This is a genomic window from Pedococcus bigeumensis (genome assembly GCF_039531795.1).
In the GTDB taxonomy this organism is placed as follows: Bacteria; Actinomycetota; Actinomycetes; order Actinomycetales; family Dermatophilaceae; genus Pedococcus; species Pedococcus bigeumensis.
In genome coordinates this window covers 200902-224078 of sequence record NZ_BAAAQS010000003.1, presented here as the reverse complement: position 1 = coordinate 224078, position 23177 = coordinate 200902, and the positions used below count along the sequence as shown (strand labels likewise).

The window sequence follows — 23177 nt, the reverse complement described above, 5'->3', positions numbered from 1 at the left end:
GAAGGAGCGCGTGGATCAGTAGCCCGTCAGGTCGAGCTGGGCGAGGACGGCGGTGCCGCGGGGCGACAGGAAGACGGTGCGCCAGCCGGCGGACTCGCTGCGGCCGCACAGCTGGTCGTGTGGGGCGAGCCCCGGGCAGACCAGGCCGCGGACGCCCTTGCCCTCGACCACGACGACGACCGGCAGCCTGCTCAGTCGTTCGTCGTCGGCGATGGGTGGCAGGAGCACGAGTGCCCGCCCGCGGGTCGACGGCGTGCTCCTGGTGGCAGCGCCCACGAGCCGGTAGCGCAGCTCCACGGAGAGGGGCGCGTTGGGGAGCAGGACGCGTCCGCCGGTGGCGAGGGACTCCGACTGCCGAGGGAGCCGGTGGCCGTCGGCCGTCACCTGCAGCTCGGTGATGCGGGTGGCGGGCGGCAGGGCGCCGGCCACCACGCCCTTCGTCGCGGGCAGGGCGACCTGCAGTCCGGTGGCCGCCCCCAGGAAGCGGATCTGCTCGACCACGTCGAGGGTGCCGTCCTTGCGGGGCGACACCTGCACGTGGATGCCCGGGTCGGTGCGCCCCGGGTCACCACGGGTGGCGGTGGCCTTCGAGGCAGGGGCAGGCGACAGGGTGGCTCGGTCCGGGTGCGGCGCGCGGTCGAGCAGCACCCGGGTCGCGACCGAGGCCGCGGCCAGCACGGTGAGGAGGAGCACCGCGAGGGCGGCGCGCTTGGCGCGGCGCCGACGGCGGCCGGAGGGACGACGTGGTGGAGGGACCGCCGTGGCCCAGCGCAGCATGACGTCCGTCCGAGATGGTCGGCCACCCCCGGTGCCCGGCTCGTGCGCCTGACTCATGCGGTCCGTCCCTTGCTGTGGGACTTCTGAGTATGTGCAGGTCAAACCGGCCCTGACACCCCCATGCGGGTGACTTAGCCACGTGGATGGTCGTGGTCCGCGGAGCCGCGGCGCCGGAGCCCGCGGCCTACCCGGCGCCGGCGGGTCAGTCCTCGGGTGTGCTCTGGTAGCGGATGTAGGCGCTGGAGTCGCGGTGCCACAGCCGCACCAGCGCCCACCCGCCCACGAGGAGGAGGCCGAGGGCCAGGGTGCGCGCGAACAGCCCTGCGGTGGGCAGCAACCCGCCCGCGAAGAGGCCGAGTGACACGGGGAACAGCACGCTCGCGAGGATCCGGGCCCAGCGCGAACCGCGCTCGGTCGCGCGCGCCATGGCGAGCCAGATGACACAGCTGACGAGGGCGACCACGGTCGTCAGCGTGAGGGTGAACCGGAGCACGCCCTCGATGTCGGCAGCGGTGGCGGGCAGCTTGCCTGCTGCCACCTCGTTCCTGATGGCGTCACGCAGCTGACCGCGCGTGAGGAAGCCGCGCACCACCTCGAGCACCTCGAGCACCGCACCGAACTGCATCAGGCGCACGGCGTCGACGATCGACCGGGGCGGGACCAACGGTGAGCCCGGCTGCCAGGCTGTGTCGTCCGGGCGCCCGTCGCCCGGGCCGTCGGGGCTGAGGACACCGCGCCAGTTGATCTGTCGGGCCATGCGGTGCGGCTCCTCCGGACGACGCCGGTTTCCTGACGGGCCGAGCACGTCGTGCGTGTCGGCCGGTCAGGCACCCGAGCACGGGACCTGGGTCTGTGGCGGAGGATAGGGGATTCGAACCCCTGAGAGCTTTCACTCAACACGCTTTCCAAGCGTGCGCACTAGGCCACTATGCGAATCCTCCGCCGAGGAGGCTACCTGAGCCGAACCCCACCACTGAAATCGCTCCCGAGTGACCCGGTGGAATCCGCCTGCGCAGCCTCCGCCGCGTGCCACGATGACGGTCATGTCGGGGGTGGCAGTGCAGGCCGGGGTGGACCCCAGGGTGCGGCGCACGCAGGTGGTGCGGGTCGTGCTCACGGGCCTGCTGCTCGGCGGCTGGGCCCTGTGGGCGGCGTCGACCTACCAGTCGCAGCTGCGCATCGTGCCGGCCACGACCTTCCACGACGACCTCGCCTCCGGGACGGTGGTCGCCTTCCGGGTGGCGACCAACGTGCGCCACGACCGCGTCTGGCCTCCCGACGGGTCGCCCGACATGGTCGACCTTCCCGCGACGAACGAGGACGGCACGTTCGTCCGCCCCGACGGTGTCAGCTACGGCCCGCCCCCCACCGTCGTCTACTGGACCGACGCGTCGGTGGGGGCCGCGCGGGTCCTCGACGCGAACGACTCGCGGACGTCTGGGGGCTGCTCACGGGGGCACTCGCCCTGCTCGCCGTGGTCTTCGGTCCCGTGCCCACCCGCGGGACGAGGTGGTTCTGGTTCTGGGTCACGGGCGTGACGTGGGGCCTCGGCGTCGTGGCGTATGCCGTCGCCGAGCTGCTGCGACCACGCCCGGAGCCGCACGTCGACGGAAGCGCACTGGAAGGGGACGGACCCGAGGACGGGTCGGCCGCCTCGGCCGAGCTCGAGGGAGTTCCCGGTCAGCGGACGCGTGGGTGGATGGGCCTGCTGCTCGCTGTCGTGCTCGGCATCGCGCTCTCCGTGCTGGGCAGCGAGATCTCCCAGGCCGTCGGCGGGGTCTGGGTGCCGCTGCCCTGAGCGGCGGGGGTCAGCTCGGTGACGGCGCGGGCGGGCCGACCAGCAGCGCCAGCACGGTCAGGGCGCCGACCGCGAGCACCGCAGCCCCCGCGGCAGCGACCGGTCGAGCGAGCATGCACGCCTGCGCGCGCTCCAGCGGCCCGGCCGGCCGTTCGCCGCCGGGCGCCAGCCGCCACGGGCCGTCGAGCAGGCCACGCCGCTCGGCGCGGCGGTCGAACCACACGGTCATGAACGGCGGCACCGCGCTGGCCAGGGCCAGCGTCGTGGTGCCGAGCCCCCACCGTTGGTTCACGGCGACGAAGACCGTGGCCAGGCAGTAGGCGACGAACACCACGCCGTGCACCATCCCGAACACCTGGACGCCCAGCTCGGTCGTCGCGGTGACGTACTTGAGGAACATCCCGACCAGGAGCAGGGCCCACGTGACCGCCTCGGCGAAGGCGAGACGGCGGAAGAGGTGCAACGGCGACATCGGGGTGCTCCAGGCGGTGGTCGGACGGTGCGCCCATGGTCGCAGGACGGGGATTCGCTGCCTCGCCCGGGGCCCGTCTACACTGGCTCCAGACACCCCGTGTGGTGGTACCTCTCCGAACTCCCCCAGGGCAGGAATGCAGCAAGGGTAGGAGAGCTCTTCCAGGTACGCGGGGTGTCCCTTTGTGTCCGGGTAGCCGACTCGGCCAACCGGCCAGCAGCCCGAAACCCGGGGTATGCCGCGTGGCTGGCACGGGAGACCGGCCACCTGCCCAGTGCTCCGCCGCCCACCCGTCAGGTGCGGTGACCCTCGTCCAGCAGCCTGACCCGGCGCCGCCCGAACGCGACCGCGGCATACGACGCCAGCACGAGGACCATGAGGGCGTTGACGGCGCTCGACCTCGTGAGCAGTGCGGTCGCGGCGACGCCGCCGACGATGGTGAGCAGCAGCGGTCGGGAGTACCAGAAGGCGACCGACACCACGGCCGACCCGGGGGAGAACAGGCTGACCGGAGGCAGCCCGCGGAACGCTGCCATCAGGTGGGCCCCCGCCACCAGGGCCACCATGGCCGCCGGCCACAGCACGGCCGCGAGCCCGGCACCCGGCGCCGTGACGAGCACGCCGGTGCCGGTCAGGAGCGCGACCACCGCGTAGAGCGCCGAGGGCGTCACCAGGTGTGCCAGCGCCTCCCTGCCGTAGGCCAGCCCGATCAGCGGCGGGGTGCCGGCGTTGTCGCCCTGCAGCCGCATCCCCTCCGCCCAGGTGCCGTAGCCCAGGTAGCACGACAGGGTGCCCACGAACGCGACGATGTTGGGCACCCCCGGGATCGTCGCGTGGGCGAGGGACCAGCAGCCGGCGCCGACCAGCACCACGCCGACGACCAGCGCACCGGGCGAGCGCCGCAGCCCCAGCAGGTCGCGGCGGGCCAGCACGGCGACCGGTCCGCCGGCCCGGAGCCGGCGGCGGCGCAGCCGGGTGGACGGGGAGGCGACGTCGAGCCGGGCCGCCCGCAGGTCGGCGGCCAGCACCGCACCACCCATCGTCACGGCCCGCGACGACTGGGTGCGCATCCCGACGTGGTGCAGCGCCCGCAAGGACCGCGTGCCCCGGAGCAGGGTCGAGGCACCGCGGGGCCCGGTCGGCCACGACCGCACCTGCCCCCACAGCCACGACGCCGCGAAGCCGAGCCCGACTCCCAGCCCCCCGACGCTGGCCGGGAGGAGCGCCCACGCCGACGACACGTCGGCGACGACCATGCCTGTGCCGATCACCGCGCCGGCGAGCAGCCCGCCGATGAGGCAGCCGAGCAGGCTCAGCCGCCACCAGCGCCGCAGCACGACGGCGCGGTCGAGCGAGCTGACGGCGACGTGGTCGAGGTAGGGCAGGTCCGGCACGACCGGCCCCCGGAGTGAGCCGAGCCGGTAGGCGACCAGCCACACGGCGGCGACGACGCCACCGACGACGAGCACGCCCTGGACGCCGGTGAGGTGGCGGGAGAGCCAGGCCGGGTCGACGAACTCGAAGAACGCCCGCGAGGCCGGCACCCCGTAGGTGAGGGAGGCGATCACGGCAACGTAAGCGGCATACACGACGTTGCCGTTGCCGTGCTCGGGCAACCCACCGCGGATGACCTGGCGCGCCTGCTCGAGGCGCTCGCGGTCGTGGGTGGGGCCGACCTCGTGCGCGGGCTCCGCGGTCACGGGGCGACCACGTCGATGACGCGGTCGGCGATCGCGGCGGTCATCTGGGGGTCGTGGCAGGCCACCACGAGCGCGCCACCAGCGGCCTTGCGGGCCAGCAGGATCTCGGTGAGCAGGCCCCGCTTGTGGGTGTCGAGACGCTGCTCGGGCTCGTCGAGGAGCAGCACGCGGGACGGGCGGAACAACACCAGCGCGAGGTGGAAGAGGTGCTGCTGACCCGACGACAGCTCGTGCGGGAAGCGCTCGGAGAGGTGGTCGATCTCGAGGCTGACGAGCAGGTCGTCGGCCCGCTGGTCGGCGGTGCCGATCGCGCCACCCCACGTGGAGTCGATCAGGACGAGGTGGTCGACCACCGTGAGGTCGCGGTATGCCGTGGGGTAGCCGATCAGGGCGGCGACCCGGGCGCGGGTGGTCTGGTCGCGCTCGTCGAGAGGGCCGCCGTCGAGCGTCGCGGCGCCCTCGGACGCCTCGAGGGTGCCGGCGAGGATGCGCAGGAGGGTCGTCTTGCCGCTGCCGTTCTCCCCCCGGACCACGACGCACTCGCCCGAGCCGACCGCGAGGTCGATGGGGGACAGGAGCACGTTGCCGTCGATGTGCTTGCCGACGCCGGAGGCCTCGAGCCGGATGGGTGGAGCGTCCACGGACCCGTCCAGGGGCGGCTCGGTGGTGTCAGGTCTGCGGCGTGCGAACATCTGTCTCCCTCGTCCGCGCCAGTCTGCCACCGCGCCGATCGCGCGCCCGCCGGAGCCCTGACCCGCACCTCCCGGCCGCCCGCCACCGACCCCCTCGGGAGGGGGACGCGGATGTCCGCGGGGGCGACTAGGGTTCCCGAGGTGAGCACCGCCCTGTACCGCCGCTACCGGCCCGAGTCCTTCGCCGACGTGATCGGCCAGGAGCACGTCACCGAGCCGCTCATGCAGGCCCTGCGCACGGGCCGGGTCAACCACGCCTACCTGTTCTCCGGCCCGCGCGGCTGCGGCAAGACGACCAGTGCCCGCATCCTGGCCCGTTGCCTCAACTGCGAGCAGGGCCCGACGCCGACCCCGTGCGGCGTCTGCGACTCCTGCGTCGCCCTGGCCCGCGGCGGCGCCGGCAGCGTCGACGTCATCGAGATCGACGCGGCCAGCCACGGCGGTGTCGACGACGCCCGCGACCTGCGCGAGCGCGCGTCCTACGGTCCGGCCCAGAGCCGCTACAAGATCTACATCATCGACGAGGCCCACATGGTCACGCCGCAGGGCTTCAACGCCCTGCTCAAGATCGTCGAGGAGCCGCCGGAGCACGTCAAGTTCGTGTTCGCGACGACCGAGCCCGAGAAGGTCATCGGCACGATCCGCTCGCGCACCCACCACTACCCGTTCCGCCTCGTCCCCCCGGGCCAGCTGTCCGACTACATGGCCTCGCTCTGCCAGCAGGAGGGCGTCGCCGTCGCTCCCGGCGTGCTGTCCTTCGTGACCCGTGCCGGTGGCGGGTCGGTGCGTGACTCGCTCTCGGTGCTCGACCAGCTGATCGCAGGCTCGGGCGACGAGGGGCTCACCTACGAGGGGGCCGCGGCGCTGCTCGGTTTCACCGATGCCGAGCTGCTCGACGCGATCATCGACGCGTTCGCCGCTGCCGATGCCTCGGGCGTCTTCCACCAGGTCGACCGGGTGATCGAGACCGGGCTCGACCCGCGGCGGTTCGTCGAGGACCTGCTCGAGCGGCTGCGTGACCTCATCGTCGTGGCGGCCGTGCCCGACGGTGCCTCGTCGGTGCTCCGCGGGGTGCCGGAAGACCAGCTCGAGCGGATGCGCCAGCAGTCCGCGGCCTTCGGTGGCGGCGCCCTGTCGCGGGCCGCCGACATCGTCAACGCCGGGCTCACCGAGATGACCGGCGCCACCGCGCCGCGGCTCCAGCTCGAGCTGATCTGCGCGCGCGTCCTGCTCCCGGCCGCCTCCGGCGAGAGCGGGTATGCCGCCCGGCTCGACCGCCTCGAGCGTCGCCTCGACGTCGAGGGCGTGCCGTCGACGGCGCGCGCCTCGGCCCCGCCGGCAGCGGCTCCCGCGCCCGCCCAAGCTCCCGTCACGACGCCCGCCCCGGTGGCTGCTGCTCCAGTCGCGGCGCCGGTTCCGGTGGCCGCCGCTCCCACCCCGGTCGCGGCGCCCGCTGCGCAGGAGGTTTCGCCCGCGCGCGGCTCGGACGCTTCCCCCGGGCCGGCGGACGACGAGCGCACGGCGGCTGCCCCTGCCCCCGCTGCCGCTGCGCCCACAGCACCCCAGTCGGTCGCCGAGCCGCCCGCACCAGCGCCTTCCGAGCCGAGGGCCGAAGCCCCCGCCGAGCAGGGTGCGCCGGTCGACGAGACCGCGTCGGCACCTGCGGGTGCCGCGCCGACGGCCGTCACCGGCGGCATGGACGTCGCGGCCATCCGCCGCGCCTGGCCCGACATCCTCGGCTGGATCTTCAAGCACAAGCGCACGACCTGGACCCTGCTCTCCGAGCACGCCACCGTCCACGACTACGACGGCTCCAAGGTGGTGCTCGGCATCTCGACCATCGGCATCGCCAACACCTTCCGCCACGGCCCACACGCCGACCTCGTGCGCCAGGCCCTCATCGACGTCCTCGGGGTCGATGCCCGGGTCGAGGGCATCCCGACCCCCGACGCCGGCCAGTCCGTCCCCAGTGGGGAGTCCCACCCGACCGTCGCCCCGGCCAACCGCTACCCGTCCGACGACCCGGCGGTGAAGGGTGACAACCCGGCGCCGTTCGGCCCCCGCGCCGCCACCGAAGGCGCGTCGGGCGGCGCGGGTGGCGCGTCGGGCGGCCCAGGCGGCCCCGCGGCATACGCAGGCATCGCGGCCTCGAGCCCGCCCCCGGAGACCGGTGGCGGTTGGGCGACCGCGTCCTCGGGTCCGTCGAGCGGTCCGAGCTGGGCCAGCGACGACGCCCCGGGCAGTGTGGCGGCTCCGTCGGGTGGTCAGGGGGCGCCGTCCGAGCCCGCGCCCCCCGCGGCTCCTGAGCCGGGCACCGGCTCGAGGCTGGCCGCGGCGAAGGCTGCGGTCGCGGCGGAGGAGCCGGCCCGCACCCCTGAGACCTATGTCGCCGACGACAGTGCGGCCAGCGCCGACGACGAGGACATCGCCGAGCTCGGTGAGGTGGGCCGTCCGGTGATCGAGCGGCTGCTCGGCGGCAAGGTCATCGACGAAGGACCCTGAGCGTCGCTATGGAGCTCGCCGAGCTGCTCACCCGCCCGACCCCGGTCGAGCGCTCCGCCCCGGTGCCCGGTGACGAGGTGGTCGCCCCGGCCGACGTCGTCATGGACCGCGCGTTCACTCTCGACGCGCCGCCGCACGTGGTCTGGCCGTGGGTCGTGCAGCTGGGCAAGCGCCGCGCCGGCTGGTACCTCCCCGCAGCGCTCGAGCGGCTCGTCCCGCCCTCGCGCCGCGGGCTACGCCGGATCGAGCCGCGACACCAGTCGCTCGCGGTCGGCGACGTCGTGCCCGACTGGGGTGGGGCGAAGGCCACCTTCACGGTGGTCGGGCTCGAGCCGAGCCGCCACCTGCTCTACGGGTCCACACGGGGGAGCACCGACCTCACCTGGTGCCTCCTGCTGTCGCCCGCCGAGGGCGACCGCACCCGGCTGCACCTTCGGCTGCGGCTGGCGCCGGTGCGGCACCGGCGGGTCGCGGAGCACGTGGGTGGGTTGTTCGACCAGCTCACCGTGATGGGCCTGGCCGCGGGGCTGCGCGAACGCGTCCGGGGCGGCGTCGTCGGCACTGACACCCAGAGGGCATAGGCTCACTGACGTGTACGAAGGCGTGGTCCAGGACCTGATCGACGAGCTCGGCCGGCTGCCCGGCGTGGGCCCCAAGAGTGCTCAGCGGATCGCCTTCCACCTGCTGCAGGCCGACGCGATCGACGTCAAGCGCCTGGTCGAGGTGCTGACCGAGGTCAAGGCCAAGGTGCGGTTCTGCGAGACCTGCGGCAACGTCGCGGAGTCCGAGCAGTGCCGCATCTGCGCCGACCCGCGGCGCGACGGCACGGCGATCTGCGTCGTCGAGGAGCCCAAGGACGTGGTGGCCATCGAGCGCACGCGTGAGTTCCGCGGTCGCTACCACGTGCTCGGCGGCGCGATCAGCCCGATCGACGGCGTCGGCCCCGACGACCTGCGCATCAAGGAGCTGATGACCCGGCTCGCGTCGGCCGAGGTCACCGAGGTCATCATCGCCACCGACCCCAACCTCGAGGGCGAGGCGACCGCGAGCTACCTCGCGCGGTTCCTGCGCCCGATGGGCCTGCGGGTCACGCGGCTCGCCTCGGGGCTCCCCGTGGGTGGCGACCTGGAGTATGCCGACGAGGTCACCCTCGGTCGTGCTTTCGAAGGCAGGAGGCTTCTCGATGTCTGACGACCTGCAGGTGCTGGCCGACGAGTCGGCTGCCGACGCCCGCGCCTACCTCACGACGCTGACCGAGGTCGCGTCCGGTTCGGCCCCCGACGCCGCGATCCCGATGACCTTGCTGGCGCTGTCCCAGGTGCTGGTCATGGGCGCTCGGCTCGGCGCCATCGAGGACATCGTCCCGGCCGAGCGGTTCGAGACCGACACCGTGGAGGCCGAGCTCGACCCGCTGCGCACGGGGGTGGCCAACCTCTTCGAGGGTCTCGACGAGTACGCCGACCTGGTCGACCCGGTCACCTCGACCGAGCTCACCACCGGCTCGCTGTCCAACGACATCACCGTCGTCGCGGGCGCCCTCGCGCACGGCCTGCGGCACTACGACCAGGGCCGCATCTCCGAGGCCCTGTGGTGGTGGCAGTTCAGCTACCTGTCCGACTGGGGCGAGCGGGCGGCCTCCGCCCTCCGGGTGCTCCAGTCGCTGATCGGCCACATCCGGCTCGACGCCGACGAGGAGACCATCTCCGAGGCTGAGTTCGACGCGCTCCACCCCTGAGGTCGGCCCGACCCGTCCCGACGCGTCCCCATTCGGGACCGCGCACTGGAGCCAGGACCCTGCTCGCCCAGGGCGATCAGTGTCCTGGCGTGCGCCGAGGCGTGTCGTCCAGGTAGGACGAGCGCGGTCAGGCGATGCGGGTGCCGTTGGGCAGCCGCCGGATCGGGGTCCGCAACCGGCTGCCGGCCAGCGCGGTCGCGCCCGCGCCGAGCACCAGCAGGAAGGCCAGCCCGTAGGGCCAGACCGGAGCGGTGTCGAGCGCCTTCTGGAGCGGGTCGTCGGCGCTCGCGTCATTGCCCTGGGGTGACTCGTTGACGAGGTAGCCGGCGCACTCGTCGTGCACGTCGCTCGGGCCGTTGCGCGCTGCTCGGGCGCCGGCGCTGATCCACCGCATCGGGGTGAACCCGCTGGAGTAGATGCCGTTGTCCTTGCGGGGAGTCGACGGTGCCGCGTCGGCGACCACGACGAACGGGTTGAGCGGCAGCATCCACCAGATCCGCTCGGTGTGGGCGACACTCGCCTTCCGGGTGAAGGTGATGCAGTCGGCCCGGGTCGGCTGCAGCTGGCTCTTCTGGATCTCCTCGAGCTGTTGCGGGGTGAGCGAGGGGTCGGCCGGGTCGTACGCCGGTGGCTGGTGCTGCTCCCACCAGGTGTCCGGGATGCCGTAGACCTGCTGCTGCTCCTCCTGCGTCACCAGGAACGCGCTGAGCCCGAACCCGATGGTCGTGCCGAAGACCAGCGCGCCCATCGCCAGGTAGGTCAGCACCGCCGACGAGACCGTCCGTGCGGTGAGCGTCGAGAACATCAGGCCGATGGCGCAGACCACGGCCAGCACCAGCACGAGCACCAGCAACGACAGCACGATCCGGCCGGCGGAGATCCCGCCCTCGAACCACGCCCACGCCAGGAACGGCAGGGCGGTCGCGAGGAAGGCCAGCGCGACCACCCAGGCGGAGAGCAGCTTGCCCAGCGCGATGTCCCACTGCGTCAGCAGGGTCGTCTGCAGGGTGGCGAGCACGCCGTGCTCGCGGTCGCCGTTCACCGAGGTCGCCGTGAGCGAGGGGACGATGAGCATCGACAGCCCGAGCACGAAGAAGACGACGATGTCGTACATCGCGGAGCCCGACCTGAGGTCGGGGTCGTTGGTGGCCCAGTAGGACAGGCCGCTGATGCCCGCGATGAGCAGCACCCAGATGCCGAAGACTATCGGCCACCTCGAGGTGCGCAGGCGCTGGCGCAGCTCGAGGGCCGCGATGGTCTTGATCCCGTGCCAGCTCATCGCCGGTCCTCCGTCGCTGCGAGGTAGGCGGACTCGAGAGCACCCTGGCTCGGCGCGAACGCGATCACGCGGATGCCGTCGCCGACCAGGTCGGCCAGCAACCGGGCGGCGTTCTCCTCACCGGCGACCTCGACCTCGGTGAGGCCACCACCGACCCTGGTCGCTGGGACGTGTCTCTCCTCGAGCCAGCCGGCCAGCCGTTCGGGGTCGAGCGAGTCGATCCGCCACGAGGCCGTGGCGGTGGCGATGAACCCGGCGTCGAGGCTCTGGGTCTCGAGGCTGCGGCCGCGCGCCACGATGACGGCGCGGTCGGCCACCTCCTGCAGCTCGGTGAGGATGTGGCTCGACACCAGCACCGTCTTGCCCTGCGCGGCCAGCCCACGGAGCACGTCGCGCAGCTCGATCCGGCTGCGGGGGTCGAGCCCGGAGGCCGGCTCGTCGAGCAGCAGGACGGTGGGGTCGTTGATGAGCGCGCGGGCCAGTCCCAGCCGCTGCTTCTGACCCCGCGACAGGACGCGGGCGCGACGGTCGGCGAGGTCCTCGAGGTGCACGGTGTGCAGCAGCTCGTCGGCACGGGCGCGGGCCCGGTCGGGCGCGATCCGGTATGCCGCGGCGATCGTCAGCAGCACCTCGCGCACCGTGAGCGCGTCCCAGGTGCCGAAGCCGTCGGGCATCCAGCCGATCTTCGCCCGGACCTCGGTCGGCTGGGTGACCGGATCGAGCCCGTCGACCCTGATCTGCCCCTGGTCGGGCACCAGCAGCGTCGCCAGCATCAGGAGCAACGTCGTCTTGCCGGAACCGTTGGGACCGATGAGGGCGGTGACCTCGCCCGGTTCAGCCGTCAGGCTGATGTCCTCCACGGCGAGCACGTCCCCGAACGCCCGCCGCACCCCCTGCACCTGGATGCTCATGCGCGAAGGCTAGCGGCGCACGGTGCCGCGGAACTCCGCTTTCGTACTCACCCGCCCGTCCGGCATACGACACCCGCGTCCCACGATGAGGACCGCGGATAGACTGACCGCCCCGTCCCGCCCCCCAGCCCGCCGTGGTCCCAGGAGAAGCACCGTGCCCATCGTCGTCCAGAAGTACGGCGGCTCCTCGCTCGCCGACGCCGCGAGCATCAAGCGCGTCGCCCGGCGGATCGTCGAGGCGAAGAAGGCCGGCAACGACGTCTGCGTGGCGGTCTCGGCCATGGGTGACAGCACCGACGAGCTGCTCGACCTCGCCAACGAGGTGAGCCCCCAGCCCCCACCGCGCGAGATGGACATGCTCCTCACCGCCGGTGAGCGGATCTCGATGGCGTTGGTGGCCATGGCGATCGCCGACCTCGGCTACACCGTCCGATCCTTCACGGGCAGCCAGGCTGGCGTGATCACCGACTCGAGCCACGGCAAGGCGCGCATCATCGACGTCACCCCGGGTCGCGTGACCGACGCGCTCGACAAGGGCCACATCGTCATCGTGGCCGGGTTCCAGGGCGTCAGCCAGGACACCAAGGAGATCACCACGCTCGGTCGTGGCGGCACCGACACCACTGCGGTCGCGCTCGCCGCGGCGCTCAACGCCGAGGTGTGCGAGATCTACACCGACGTCGACGGGGTCTTCACCGCCGACCCGCGGATCGTCCCGTCCGCCAAGAAGCTCCACCGCATCTCCAACGAGGAGATGCTCGAGCTGGCCGCGTCCGGCTCCAAGGTCCTGCACCTGCGCAGCGTCGAGTACGCGCGCCGCTTCGACATCCCGATCCACGTCCGCAGCTCCTTCTCAGCGAAGGAGGGCACCCTCGTCACGGACAAACCAGCTGAAGGAGACACCGTGGAAGCCCCGATCATCGCCGGTGTCGCACACGACCGCAGCGAAGCCAAGATCACCGTCGTCGGCGTCCCGGACCACCCGGGCAAGGCCGCCGCGATCTTCCAGACCTGCGCCGACGCCGAGATCAACATCGACATGATCGTGCAGAACGTGTCGGCGACCGAGACCGGCCTGACCGACATCTCGTTCACCTGTCCCAAGACCGACGGCCAGACCGGGGTGCACGCCCTGAAGAAGGTCCAGGAGTCGGTGGGCTTCGCCTCCATCCAGTACGACGACCAGATCGGCAAGCTGTCGCTGGTCGGCGCCGGGATGCGCTCCCACCCCGGCGTCTCGGCGACCTTCTTCAAGGCGCTGGCCGACACCGGCGTCAACATCGAGATGATCTCCACCTCGGAGATCCGGATCTCGGTGGTCACGCGGGCCGACGTGCTCGACGACGCGGTGCGGGCCGTGCACTCGGCGTTCGGGCTGGACTCCTCGGAAGGCGAGGCCGTGGTCTACGGAGGCACCGGCCGGTGACCTCACTCGCCTCGAAGGCCCCGCGCCCGACCCTGGCCCTGGTCGGTGCCACCGGAGCCGTGGGGGCGGTGACCCGGCAGGTGCTCGCGATGCGAGCCGACATCTGGGGGGAGATCCGCGCTGCTGCCGCTCCCGAGGACGCCGGCACGGTGCTCACCGTCTGCGGCCGTGAGGTCGTGGTGCAGGAGCTGTCGCCCGAGTTCTTCGACGGGGTGGACATCGCGCTGGTCGACGTCCCCCCGCCCGTGGCCGCGCACTGGGCGCCGATCGCCGCCGCGCGCGGCGCGGTCGTCATCGACAACAGCTCGGCGCTGCGGGGTGACCCCGACATCCCGCTGGTCGTGCCCGAGGTCAACCCGCTGCAGATCCGCAACCGGCCCAAGGGCATCATCGCCAACCCGGGCGCGACGACCCTGACGATGATCGACGCCCTCGGGGTGCTGCACGCCGGGTGGGAGCTGACCGAGCTGGTCGTGGCCTCCTACCAGGCCGCGTCCGGGGCTGGTCGCGTCGGCATGGCCCGCCTCTACGACGAGCTGGAGGTGGTGGCCGGCCACCGCGAGCTGGGGCACCAGTCCGGCGACGTGCGGCGGCTCATCGAGCACGAGCTCGGCACGCTGTCGCCGTTCCCCGCACCGCTCGCCCTCAACGTCGTGCCCTGGATCGGCACGGCGGCCGAGGACGGCTGGACCTCCGAGGAGCTCAAGATCCGCAACGAGACCCGCAAGGTGCTGGGGCTGCCCGACCTGCGCGTCTCCGCGACCTGTGTGCGCGTGCCCGTCATCACCACCCACTCGGTGGCGGTCCACGCGACGTTCGCCCGACGGATCGACGTCGCCGAAGCGCGTCAGGCCCTCGTGGAGGCCCCGGCCGTCGTCGTCCTCGACGACCCCGGGAACCTGGAGTTCCCGACGCCCTCCGACATCGTGGGCTCCGACCCGCGGTTCGCCGGGCGGCTCCGGCAGGCGCTGGACTTCCCGAACACGCTCGACTTCTTCATCTGCGGCGACAACCTGCGCAAGGGCGGCGCGCTCAACATGGTGCAGGTCGCCGAGCTGGTCGCGAAGGATCTGGCCGTCGTCAGCTGAGCCTCAGTCGTCGAGGGTGGCCCGCAGGCCGGCCGCGCCCACCGAGAGCTGGAGCCTGCCCCTCGCGGGGAGGTCGACCACGGCGCAGCCCTTGAGCAGGTCCACCTGGGGCGCCTCGACGAGCCGGCAGACGGTATGCCGTCCGGTCGCGGTGAGCGCGAACGCCCCGTCCTCGTCGACGGTCGCGAGCGACCCTCCGGCGCGCGTGACGTCGTCCCGCAGCACCCGCCCGGCGACGTAGGGCAGGTCGTCGGCGCTCGGCGGGTCGATGCCGGATCCCGACAGGAAGTCCACCAGCCCGTCGGCGTCGAGCACGGCGACCCAGCCGCCGCCGAGCGACCGGTCGCCCCTGCCCGTGTCGTCGACCGCGACGACCGTGCCCTCGAGGCCGTCCGGCCCCCCGCACCCGGTGACGGCGGCCAACGGGACGGCCAGCAGGACGGCCGCGGCAGCGCCGACGACCCGGCGGTGCCGCGGGCCACGGCTGGACCGCGCGCCGGAGCTCGTGCGGACGGAGGAGGTCATGGGGCGACATCCTCGCGCACGGCCGGCGCGCAACCCTGCCGATCACGGCTCGGTGACGAAATGTGTCGTCAGCGTGTCGCTTGACCTGTGACTGATGTGACTGGTGTGACGATTGCGACTCGACAGGAGCACGAGCCAGGGGGCGACGATGAAGGACGAGGACCTCACACCGAGACAGCTGTGGCGCAAGCACCGGATGCGCCAGGTGATGCTGTTCGTGACCATCCCCGGCGTGCTCCTGGGCACGGCGAGCATCACCGCCGCCTACTCCGCCGGGTGGATGTCCCCACCGCCGCCCAAGCCGGCCTGCAGCCCGGTGGTCGTGCCGGCCCCGGCCAGGGCCTCGTTCACCGTCAACGTCATGAACGCGACCGGTCGCAACGGGGTCGCCGGGCAGGTCGCGTCGGGCCTGGCCAAGCGGAAGTTCACCGTCGGCGGCATCAGCAACGCCCCGGAGTCCTGGTACGTCACCCAGTCGGCCGTCGTGCACCACGGCCCGGACGGGCTCGACCAGGCCCTCCTCACCGCGTCCCAGATCCCCGGCGCGAAGCTGTTCGCGGACAGCCGCAAGGGCACCTCGGTCGACGTCGTCGTGGGGCTCGCCTACAGGGACATGGTCGCGATCCCGCCGCGCCTCAAGCCGATCCCGAGCGAGGTCAAGGTCAACGTCTACAACACGACCTTCAAGACCGGGTTGGCCAAGACCGTCGCCGACGAGGTCGCCGGCCGCGGCTTCAAGGTCAAGGAGGTCACCAACGACCCCTTGCGCACCATGCAGCTCGGCACCGCCGTGATCCGCTACGGCGAGCAGGGCGACCTCGCAGCCGCGCTGCTCAAGGGCCACGTCCCGGGGGCGCAGCTGGTCAAGGACGGCCGCCTCGACGCCACCCTCGACCTCGTCATCGGCAATGCCTGGACCGCGCTGACCCCGGCCAGTGAGGTCCCGCCGCTGCCGCCCCGACCGAAGCAGCCGACCCCCACGGTCGCCCGCCCCTGCAAGTGACCCCGCAGCCGGACCAGCCGCGGGGGCGAGCGCCCCGGCGGGTGACCAGCACCTGAGAGCCGGGCCGGCGCGGACTGGATTCGAGGGGGACGAACAGGGCACAGTGGGTGCCCGATGACGCCTCGCCCTGTGTATGCCGTGCCCCTGCTGTCCCTCGTGTGCCTCGCCCTCGCGGCGTGCGGGGGCGACCCGGGGGCCTCCGCCGCCCCCACGTCCGTGGCCGAGGCCACGCCCAGCCGCACGGGCACCACGACCGCCACGACGACCTCGGCCACCACGACCGCTCCGGCGGCCACGAGGACCAGCCGCACGAGCCCGGCGTCGACGACCGCGAAGGTCGCGCCGTCGCGCCCCACCTCGGTGCGCCCGCCGAGGCCCACGGTGGTCACCGCGCTGGCCCCGGTCGCGCGGGCCGGGGCAGAGCCGTCCGTGCGGTTCCCGAAGAACGAGCCGGCCGTCGGCTCCGGTGCCAACGCCTCCGTCACCCGGGTGCCGGACTCGGTCTGGAACCGCATGGTCGGCGTCTCGTGGACCGAGGGCTGCCCGGTCGGCCGCTCCCAGCTTCGCTACGTCCGCGTCAACTTCTGGGGCTTCGACGGCAAGCGCTCGCGAGGCTCGCTCGTGGTCAACGCGTCCATCGCCGACGAGGCCGCCGCAGCCTTCGCCCGGCTCTACTCGCTGCAGTTCCGGATCCGCCAGATGAAGCCGATGGACTCGACCTGGGGCAAGAACCCCAAGGGTCCCGGGGCCAACGACTACGCCGCGATGGAAGCCGACAACACCTCCGCGTTCAACTGCCGCTACGTCGGCGGCGCGGAGGCGAGCAAGGTCTACAGCAAGCACGCCTACGGCACGGCCATCGACGTCAACGACTTCGAGAACCCCTATGTGGCCGACGACGGCACGGTGTACCCCGACCGCTACTGGCTGCACCGGCGCGGCCCCGCTCCGGGGGTGTTCTCCTCCAGCGGCAGCGCGGCCGTGCGGGCGTTCACCAGTCAGGGCCTGCGCTGGGGCGGGCTCTGGAACCACCCCGACTACCAGCACTTCGACCGATGAGCCGCGGTCCGCTGCTCGGCGCGCTCGGCGTCGTCGCGGTCGCCCTGGTGGCCGGCTGCGCCGGGGACCCCCAGGCGGCCCCCACCTCGACGTCGGCCACCACGCTGACGTCGACGACCACGACGACCACCGCGTCCACGACCACCGAGCCGGCGCCCCGCACCACCACCCGCACGACCACCCCGAGACCGACGCCCAAGCCGACCTCACGGCCCACGTCGAAGCCCACCTCGAAGCCCACCTCCAGGCCCACGTCGAAGCCCACGTCCAGGCCCCGGGCCGCGACCTGTCGGGTGCCTTCGGGCATCAGGGCTGCGCAGGTCGTGCTCGTCACCTCGTCCGGGTCCAGCGCGACCGTCCGAGCCTGCCGCCGCACCTCGAGCGGTTACCTGCGCGACCTCGGCCCGTTCTACGGTCACGTGGGACGCAACGGGGTGAGCTGGTCAAAGCGCGAGGGCGACCTCAAGACGCCCGCCGGGACCTATCCGTTGCGCGGCGGGTTCGGGGCGAGGGCCAACCCGGGACTGGTGCAGGGGTGGTTCCGGGTGGACGGCAACGACGTCTGGGTCGACGACAGCCAGTCGAGCCTCTACAACACCCACCAGCGCAAGCCGGCCGCCGGCCGGTGGGACTCCGCGGAGGACCTCCTCAACACCCCGGCGTACAACTACGCGCAGGTGATCGGCTACAACGAGTCGCGGACGCCGGGCAAGGGCTCGGCCATCTTCTTCCACGTGGACACCGGCGGCGGGACCGCGGGCTGCGTCTCGCTCCCGACGTCGTCGCTCCTGGCGGTGCTCCGGTGGGAGCGCGCGGGCGCCGTCATGTCGATCGGCTGAGCCCACTCCTGAGACCATGCTGGCAGCGCCACCCCCGACACGGCAGAGTGGGGACATGACCGTATTCGACTGGCCAGGCTCCTCGGCCTTCCGCGCCTCGCTCCTTCGTCGCTCGGGTCCTCAGGCGGTCGTCGCATGACCGTGAAGACCGTCGCCATGCTCACCGCCGGTGGGCTCGCCCCGTGCCTCTCCTCCTCCGTGGGGGGCCTGATCGAGCGCTACTCCGAGGTCGCCCCCGAGGTGCGGATCATCGCCTACCGCAACGGGTATGCCGGCCTGCTCACCGGCGACTCGGTGGAGGTCAGCGACGAGGTGCGCGCCAAGGCGCACCTGCTGCACCGGTTCGGTGGCAGCCCGATCGGCAACAGCCGGGTCAAGCTCACCAACGTCAAGGACTGTGTGAAGCGCGGGCTGGTCCAGGAGGGGCAGGACCCCCTGCACGTCGCGGCCGAGCAGCTGACCCGTGACGGGGTCGACGTCCTGCACACCATCGGTGGCGACGACACCAACGGCACGGCAGCCGACCTCGCGGCATACCTGCACTCGAACGGCTACGAGCTGACGGTGGTCGGGCTGCCCAAGACGATCGACAACGACGTCATCCCGATCCGCCAGTCGCTCGGGGCGTGGACGGCCGCCGAGCAGGGCGCGGTCTTCGCCCGCAACATCATCGCCGAGCACTCCGCCAACCCGCGCATGCTCATCGTCCACGAGGTGATGGGTCGCAACTGCGGGTGGCTGACGGCAGCCACCGCCCTGGCCCACCACGAGTGGGCGCAGGCCACCGAGTTCAGTGGGTGGCTCGAGAACTCGGCAGAGCGCTGGGACGTCCACGGTGTCTTCGTGCCGGAGCGGCCGCTCGACATCGACAGCGAGGCGAAGCGGCTGCGCACCCTGATGGACCGGTTCGACGGCGTGAACCTCTTCGTCTCCGAGGGGGCCGGCGTGGCCGAGATCGTGGCCGCCATGGAGGCTGCGGGGCAGGACGTTCCCCGCGACCCGTTCGGCCACGTGCAGCTCGACAAGGTCAACCCGGGCGCGTGGTTCGCGAAGCAGTTCGCCGACCTGCTCGGCGCCGACAAGGTGCTGGTGCAGAAGAGCGGCTACTTCTCCCGCTCGGCCGCCGCGAACGACGCGGACCTCGCGCTGATCCGCGACTGCACGACGTATGCCGTGGACGCGGCCCTGCGGGGCGAGTCCGGTGTCGTGGGCCACGACGAGGAGCAGGGCGACGCGCTGCGAGCCGTCGAGTTCGACCGCATCAAGGGTGGCAAGGCGTTCGACGTGACGACGGGCTGGTTCACCGACCTGCTTGCCGACCTCGGCCAGGCGTAGCAGGGTCGGGGCATGGCACCCACCTGGCCCAGCCCCGCCCGCCGCGCCACCGGACCGGCCACCGCGGCATACCGGGAGGCGCGTGACACGCTCGTCGCGCTGAGCGGACAGCACGACCGCGCCGTCGCCGAGTTCCGTTGGCCCGACGTGGGGGAGCGGTTCAACTGGGCGGTCGACTGGTTCGACGCGATCGCCCGCGGCAACGACGCGACCGCCCTCTGGATCGTCGAGGAGGACGGCAGCGAGCGAAAGCAGAGCTTCGACGAGATCGCGACCCGATCCGACCAGGTCGCCGTCTGGCTCTCCGGGCTGGGGGTGGCCAAGGGTGACCGGGTGCTCCTCATGCTCGGCAACCAGCTGGAGCTGTGGGAGGCGATGCTCGCCGTCTTCAAGCTCGGCGCCGTCATCATGCCGACGACCGCCGCGCTCGGGCCGACCGACCTGCGCGACCGGGTCGACCGCGGCGGCGCCAGGGTCGTCGTGGCCAACGCCGTGGACGCGCCCAAGTTCGAGGAGGTGCCGGGTGACTACCTGCGGGTGAGCGTCGGCGAGGTGGACGGATGGCACACCTACACCGACGCCTATGCCGCGCAGCCGCACGCCTTCGAGGCGGTCACGGCACCCAGCGACCCGATGCTCGTCTACTTCACCTCCGGCACGACCAGCAAACCGAAACTCGTTGAGCACACTCAGGTTTCGTACCCCGTAGGCCACCTGTCCACGATGTACTGGATCGGCGCCAGGCCGGGTGACGTCCACCTCGCGATCAGCTCGCCGGGCTGGGCGAAGCACGCGTGGTCGTGCTTCTTCGCCCCGTGGATCGCGGAGGCGACGATCTTCGTCTACAACTACGCGCGGTTCGACGCGAGTGCCCTGCTCGACCAGATCCGACGGGCCGAGGTGACCACGTTCTGCGCACCACCGACGGTGTGGCGGATGCTCATCCAGGCCGACCTCAGTGGAGGCAAGGGCGCACTGCGCGAGCTGCTGGCTGCGGGGGAGCCGCTGAACCCCGAGGTGATCGCCCAGGTGGAGAAGGCGTGGGGACTGGTGATCCGCGACGGCTACGGGCAGACCGAGACCACCCTGCAGGTGGGCAACATCGCAGGCGAGCCCCTCAGGCCCGGGTCGATGGGTCGCCCGATGCCGGGCGTGCCGGTGGCCCTGGTCGACCCGCTCACCGGCGAGCTCGCCGACGAGGGCGAGATCGTCCTCGACCTGTCGCAGCACCCGGTCAACCTGATGACCGGCTACCTCGGTGACGACGAGCGGCAGGCCGAGGCGATGGCGGGCGGCTACTACCACACCGGTGACGTCGCGCAGCGCGACGCGGACGGCTACATCACCTACATCGGCCGGACCGACGACGTGTTCAAGGCGAGCGACTACAAGGTCTCGCCGTTCGAGCTCGAGAGCGTGCTGATCGAGCACCCGGCCGTGGCGGAGGCTGCGGTGGTGCCGGCCCCCGACCCGACCAGGCTGGCCGTTCCCAAGGCGTACATCGCCCTCGCGCCGGGCTGGGAGCCCGATGCGGAGACCGCGAGGGCGATCCTCGGCTACGCCCGCGAGCACCTCGCCCCCTTCCTGCGGGTCCGGCGGCTCGAGTTCTACGAGCTGCCCAAGACCATCTCGGGCAAGATCCGCCGGGTGGAGCTGCGCGACCGCGAGCGGCACGCGTTCGAGGGTGGCACCTCGCTGTCCGAGGAGTTCCGCGACGACCAGTTCCCCGAGCTCAAGGGCTGACACCGGACTGCGCCTGACCGACCGGGCCGGGCTGAGGGTCGTGGGTGGTCGGCGGGCTACCGCGTCGCGGTGTCGGTGTCCTGGCCGGAGCCGGTGCCGTCCGAGGGAGGGTCTTCCTGGTCCTGCGACCCAGCCTCCGAGCCGTCCTCGTCCTCGCGCTCGTCCCTGTCGCCAGTGCTCGACGCGGTGCTGTCCTCGTCGTCGCTGGTGCGCGACGACTGCTCGTCGTCGTCCTGCGTCGGCATGCTGTCCCGCGTCGACGAGTCGCGCTCGTCGTCCTGTGTCGCATCGTGCGCGTCGTCGCGCTCCTCGGACTCGTCGAAGGAGCGCGAGCGCCGCCGCAGCTCTGACGGCCCGGACACCTTCCCCTCCTGCACAGGGACCTGGTCGGAGTCCTCGTGGGTGGCCCCCGGCGCCGCGACCGGAAGGTTCGGCAGCTGGGTCGGTGTGGTGCCCGTGGGGTGCGGGGTGGCCTCACTCGGCCCAGGAGCCACGACGGCGCGATGCGGGTCGGGTGCGGTGGTGTGCTCGAGCCCGCCCAGCCCGCCCATGGCTGCTGCTGCCGTCGCGGTGGCGAGCACCACCCCCACGACGACCGTGGTCCCGGTGGCCAGGTGGCGCGCGCCACCCTGACGACGTCGTCCCACCTCGTCACCGGGCGCGGACGGGGCCGCGGGCCCGATCAGCTGCGCGAGCTCGGGGTTGGGTTCCGGAGGAGTGGTGACGAGTGCGCGCAGGCCTTCGAGGGTCTCGTCGAGGACAGCGTCGCCCGACGGCTCGGTGCCGGTCAGGACCGCCTCGACGGCGATGGCGTCGAGGTCGGTCGCACGGGCTGGCTCGGGAGTCGGGTACATGTCGCTAGGAGTCATCGTGGGTCCACTCGTGGGGTTACGCCCTGGGCATGAGCGATGGTGCGCAGGGCCAGGAGACCACGACGCTGCAGCTGTTTGACCGAGCCGACGCTCCGGTTGGTGGCGGCGGCCGTCTCCTCCAGGCTGAGGCCGGCCACGACCCGGAGGAGGACCACCTCGCGCTGGCTCTCGGTGAGGGACTCGACCAGCGCCAGCGCCTGTTCCGCACCGAGGGCCCGGACGGCCACGGACTCCGCCGACTCGCTGGCACGGTGGTCGTCCTCGGGCAGGTAGGGCACGCTCACGGGCTGGCGACGACGGGCCCGGAGCTCGTCGACCGACCGCGCGTGCGCCAGCGAGAAGGTGAAGGTCCGCAGGCCGGCCGCGCCGCCGGTGAGGTCGGGCAGCCGGTGGAACAACGTCAGGAACACGTCCTGGGTGAGCCCTTCGGGGTCAGCGGAGCCGCGTGCGCGCAGGTAACCGGCGACCCGGGGCGCCAACGCGTCGTAGATCGACCGCAGCGCCCCGGGCTCACCCTCGACTGCTGCAGCGACCAGCTGGTCGGTGACCGCGTCCACGGAGGTCAGGGTGACAGAGCTCGGGGGCCGTGTGCCGCAACCTGGTCGTCAACCGGTGCTCAGTCGTCGGACCCGTGGTCGCCGCCGTCGTCACCGTGGTCGCCGTCCTCGTGGTCGCCGTCCTCGTGGTCGCCGTCCTCGTGGCCGGTGGGGCTGGTCGAAGGCTGCTCGTCGTCGCCCTGGTCGTCACCGTCCTCGCCCTGGTCGTCACCGGACTCCGTGTGGGTCGCCGTGCTGGTGTGGGAGTGCGTCTCCGCCTCATGGGTGGCCGGCTCCGACGGCTCCGGGGCTTCCGAGGTCTCCGAGGCTTCCGAGGTCTCCGAGGTCTCCGAGGTCTCCGAGGTCTCGGTCTCGGCGGTCTCGGTCTCGGTGGGGTCGGCGGTCTCGGTTGCGTCCGTGGGCTCGCCCTGGTCGTCCGAGGTGGTCGCGCTGACAGCCGGCGTGCCGTGGGAGACCGGTGCCGTGGCTGCCTGGGCGGCGCTGAACCCGAGCGCGCCCAGGACGGCTACTGCAGCGCCGGCGCCGAGGACCTTGCGACGGAGGGGGAGGGTGCGGGCCATGACTGTCCTTACTCGAGGGTGCAGGGGTTTTCAGGGCGGTCATCGTCCCTCCGTGGCTCAGGGTTACGCAGATTGACGTAGTTGACCGAGTCTTTACCCGGGGCGCGGAGTCCACCCCCGAACGGCACCGGACGGGCGCTGGACCCGCGCACCGAACGGGTGCACGCGGCATACCCGCCCAAACGGGGCGATCCGACCATGAGTCCACCGTCGAGGCAGGGACTGGTCGCGAACGGTTGCTGTCGGGGCCTTTCGGTGCCTGTCGAGCGCCGCTACCGTGAAAGTGGCGGTCCGCCAGGTCCGC

General features: G+C 72.4%; 24 protein-coding genes, 1 tRNA gene and 1 other RNA gene. 14 read left to right on the top strand and 12 right to left on the bottom strand.

Annotation, left to right across the window (positions count from 1 at the left end; all coding sequences use genetic code 11):
- Window positions 1-15: 15 nt before the first annotated feature.
- The 3 genes from ABD262_RS11685 to ABD262_RS11675 all read right to left on the bottom strand — a co-directional run bounded on the left by ABD262_RS11685 (window position 16) and on the right by ABD262_RS11675 (window position 1718).
- Window positions 16-834 carry a hypothetical protein gene (locus tag ABD262_RS11685; RefSeq protein WP_344135982.1) on the bottom strand — a complete coding sequence of 273 codons (819 nt, stop codon included), beginning with the start codon at window positions 832-834 and terminating at the stop codon, window positions 16-18.
- Window positions 835-979: 145 nt separating this feature from the next.
- On the bottom strand, window positions 980-1534 hold the full coding sequence (locus ABD262_RS11680) for a hypothetical protein (RefSeq protein ID WP_344135979.1): 555 nt from the start codon (window positions 1532-1534) through the stop codon (window positions 980-982).
- A gap of 96 nt (window positions 1535-1630) precedes the next feature.
- Window positions 1631-1718: transfer RNA gene (locus tag ABD262_RS11675), tRNA-Ser, on the bottom strand.
- Between the two features lie 102 nt (window positions 1719-1820).
- Between ABD262_RS11675 and ABD262_RS11670 the strand changes: the two genes are divergently transcribed.
- Window positions 1821-2315, top strand: coding sequence for a hypothetical protein (locus ABD262_RS11670; RefSeq protein ID WP_344135976.1), 495 nt, complete (start codon window positions 1821-1823; stop codon window positions 2313-2315).
- Window positions 2312-2575: a hypothetical protein gene (locus ABD262_RS11665; RefSeq protein WP_344135973.1), complete on the top strand. Its 264-nt coding sequence runs from the start codon at window positions 2312-2314 to the stop codon at window positions 2573-2575. The genes ABD262_RS11670 and ABD262_RS11665 overlap by 4 nt, the downstream gene beginning before the upstream one ends.
- Before the next feature lie 10 nt (window positions 2576-2585).
- Here ABD262_RS11665 and ABD262_RS11660 read toward each other — a convergent pair whose 3' ends face one another.
- Window positions 2586-3047, bottom strand: a complete 462-nt coding sequence (locus ABD262_RS11660) for a DUF3817 domain-containing protein (protein WP_344135970.1) — start codon at window positions 3045-3047, stop codon at window positions 2586-2588.
- An 88-nt stretch (window positions 3048-3135) separates the two neighbouring features.
- Here ABD262_RS11660 and ffs point away from each other — a divergent pair.
- Window positions 3136-3232, top strand: an RNA gene (ffs, locus tag ABD262_RS11655) — signal recognition particle sRNA small type.
- A gap of 108 nt (window positions 3233-3340) precedes the next feature.
- Here the strand turns inward: ffs and ABD262_RS11650 are convergent.
- Both ABD262_RS11650 and ABD262_RS11645 read right to left on the bottom strand, forming a co-directional pair.
- Complete coding sequence (locus ABD262_RS11650) at window positions 3341-4747, bottom strand: hypothetical protein (protein WP_344135967.1); 1407 nt, start codon at window positions 4745-4747, stop codon at window positions 3341-3343.
- Window positions 4744-5388: an ABC transporter ATP-binding protein gene (locus ABD262_RS11645; protein WP_344135964.1), complete on the bottom strand. Its 645-nt coding sequence runs from the start codon at window positions 5386-5388 to the stop codon at window positions 4744-4746. Before ABD262_RS11645 ends, ABD262_RS11650 begins: the two co-directional genes overlap by 4 nt.
- A 192-nt stretch (window positions 5389-5580) precedes the next feature.
- On the opposite strand from ABD262_RS11645, the gene ABD262_RS11640 reads away from it, so the two are divergent.
- Genes ABD262_RS11640 through ABD262_RS11625 form a run of 4 tightly spaced genes read left to right on the top strand, consistent with a single transcriptional unit; the run spans window position 5581 to window position 9676 of the window.
- A complete protein-coding gene (locus ABD262_RS11640) occupies window positions 5581-7941 on the top strand; it encodes a DNA polymerase III subunit gamma and tau (protein ID WP_344135961.1) in 2361 nt (786 codons plus the stop codon).
- Between the two features lie 8 nt (window positions 7942-7949).
- Complete coding sequence (locus ABD262_RS11635; RefSeq protein WP_344135958.1) at window positions 7950-8522, top strand: hypothetical protein; 573 nt, start codon at window positions 7950-7952, stop codon at window positions 8520-8522.
- Between the two features lie 10 nt (window positions 8523-8532).
- A complete protein-coding gene (gene recR, locus ABD262_RS11630) occupies window positions 8533-9132 on the top strand; it encodes a recombination mediator RecR (RefSeq protein ID WP_056921597.1) in 600 nt (199 codons plus the stop codon).
- On the top strand, window positions 9125-9676 hold the full coding sequence (locus ABD262_RS11625) for a DUF5063 domain-containing protein (protein WP_344135949.1): 552 nt from the start codon (window positions 9125-9127) through the stop codon (window positions 9674-9676). The genes recR and ABD262_RS11625 overlap by 8 nt, the downstream gene beginning before the upstream one ends.
- 127 nt (window positions 9677-9803) lie before the next feature.
- Here the strand turns inward: ABD262_RS11625 and ABD262_RS11620 are convergent, their stop codons facing one another.
- On the bottom strand, window positions 9804-10955 hold the full coding sequence (locus ABD262_RS11620) for an ABC transporter permease (RefSeq protein WP_344135946.1): 1152 nt from the start codon (window positions 10953-10955) through the stop codon (window positions 9804-9806).
- A complete protein-coding gene (locus ABD262_RS11615) occupies window positions 10952-11866 on the bottom strand; it encodes an ABC transporter ATP-binding protein (RefSeq protein WP_344135943.1) in 915 nt (304 codons plus the stop codon). The genes ABD262_RS11620 and ABD262_RS11615 overlap by 4 nt, the downstream gene beginning before the upstream one ends.
- Window positions 11867-12020: 154 nt before the next feature.
- On the opposite strand from ABD262_RS11615, the gene ABD262_RS11610 reads away from it, so the two are divergent.
- Window positions 12021-13292, top strand: coding sequence for an aspartate kinase (locus tag ABD262_RS11610; protein WP_344135940.1), 1272 nt, complete (start codon window positions 12021-12023; stop codon window positions 13290-13292).
- A complete protein-coding gene (locus ABD262_RS11605) occupies window positions 13289-14380 on the top strand; it encodes an aspartate-semialdehyde dehydrogenase (RefSeq protein ID WP_344135937.1) in 1092 nt (363 codons plus the stop codon). Before ABD262_RS11610 ends, ABD262_RS11605 begins: the two co-directional genes overlap by 4 nt.
- A gap of 3 nt (window positions 14381-14383) precedes the next feature.
- On the opposite strand, the gene ABD262_RS11600 is transcribed toward ABD262_RS11605, so the two are convergent.
- Complete coding sequence (locus ABD262_RS11600) at window positions 14384-14905, bottom strand: hypothetical protein (RefSeq protein WP_344135934.1); 522 nt, start codon at window positions 14903-14905, stop codon at window positions 14384-14386.
- Window positions 14906-15053: 148 nt separating this feature from the next.
- Here ABD262_RS11600 and ABD262_RS11595 point away from each other — a divergent pair, with 148 nt between their 5' ends.
- The 5 genes from ABD262_RS11595 (at window position 15054) to ABD262_RS11575 (ending at window position 20884) form a co-directional block, all read left to right on the top strand.
- Window positions 15054-15908 carry a LytR C-terminal domain-containing protein gene (locus ABD262_RS11595; RefSeq protein WP_344135931.1) on the top strand — a complete coding sequence of 285 codons (855 nt, stop codon included), beginning with the start codon at window positions 15054-15056 and terminating at the stop codon, window positions 15906-15908.
- 114 nt (window positions 15909-16022) lie between these two features.
- Complete coding sequence (locus ABD262_RS11590) at window positions 16023-16967, top strand: M15 family metallopeptidase (protein ID WP_344135928.1); 945 nt, start codon at window positions 16023-16025, stop codon at window positions 16965-16967.
- Window positions 16964-17806 carry a hypothetical protein gene (locus ABD262_RS11585; protein WP_344135925.1) on the top strand — a complete coding sequence of 281 codons (843 nt, stop codon included), beginning with the start codon at window positions 16964-16966 and terminating at the stop codon, window positions 17804-17806. The genes ABD262_RS11590 and ABD262_RS11585 overlap by 4 nt, the downstream gene beginning before the upstream one ends.
- A 135-nt stretch (window positions 17807-17941) precedes the next feature.
- Complete coding sequence (locus ABD262_RS11580) at window positions 17942-19141, top strand: pyrophosphate--fructose-6-phosphate 1-phosphotransferase (protein ID WP_344135922.1); 1200 nt, start codon at window positions 17942-17944, stop codon at window positions 19139-19141.
- A gap of 12 nt (window positions 19142-19153) precedes the next feature.
- The gene (locus ABD262_RS11575; protein WP_344135919.1) at window positions 19154-20884 is read left to right on the top strand and encodes an AMP-binding protein; all 1731 of its coding nucleotides are present in this window, start codon (window positions 19154-19156) and stop codon (window positions 20882-20884) included.
- A gap of 56 nt (window positions 20885-20940) precedes the next feature.
- On the opposite strand, the gene ABD262_RS11570 is transcribed toward ABD262_RS11575, so the two are convergent.
- Genes ABD262_RS11570 through ABD262_RS11560 form a run of 3 tightly spaced genes read right to left on the bottom strand, consistent with a single transcriptional unit; the run spans window position 20941 to window position 22873 of the window.
- Window positions 20941-21753, bottom strand: coding sequence for a hypothetical protein (locus ABD262_RS11570; protein ID WP_344135916.1), 813 nt, complete (start codon window positions 21751-21753; stop codon window positions 20941-20943).
- The gene (locus ABD262_RS11565; RefSeq protein ID WP_344135913.1) at window positions 21750-22313 is read right to left on the bottom strand and encodes an RNA polymerase sigma factor; all 564 of its coding nucleotides are present in this window, start codon (window positions 22311-22313) and stop codon (window positions 21750-21752) included. The genes ABD262_RS11570 and ABD262_RS11565 overlap by 4 nt, the downstream gene beginning before the upstream one ends.
- A 59-nt stretch (window positions 22314-22372) precedes the next feature.
- A complete protein-coding gene (locus tag ABD262_RS11560) occupies window positions 22373-22873 on the bottom strand; it encodes a hypothetical protein (RefSeq protein ID WP_344135910.1) in 501 nt (166 codons plus the stop codon).
- Window positions 22874-23177: the final 304 nt, after the last annotated feature.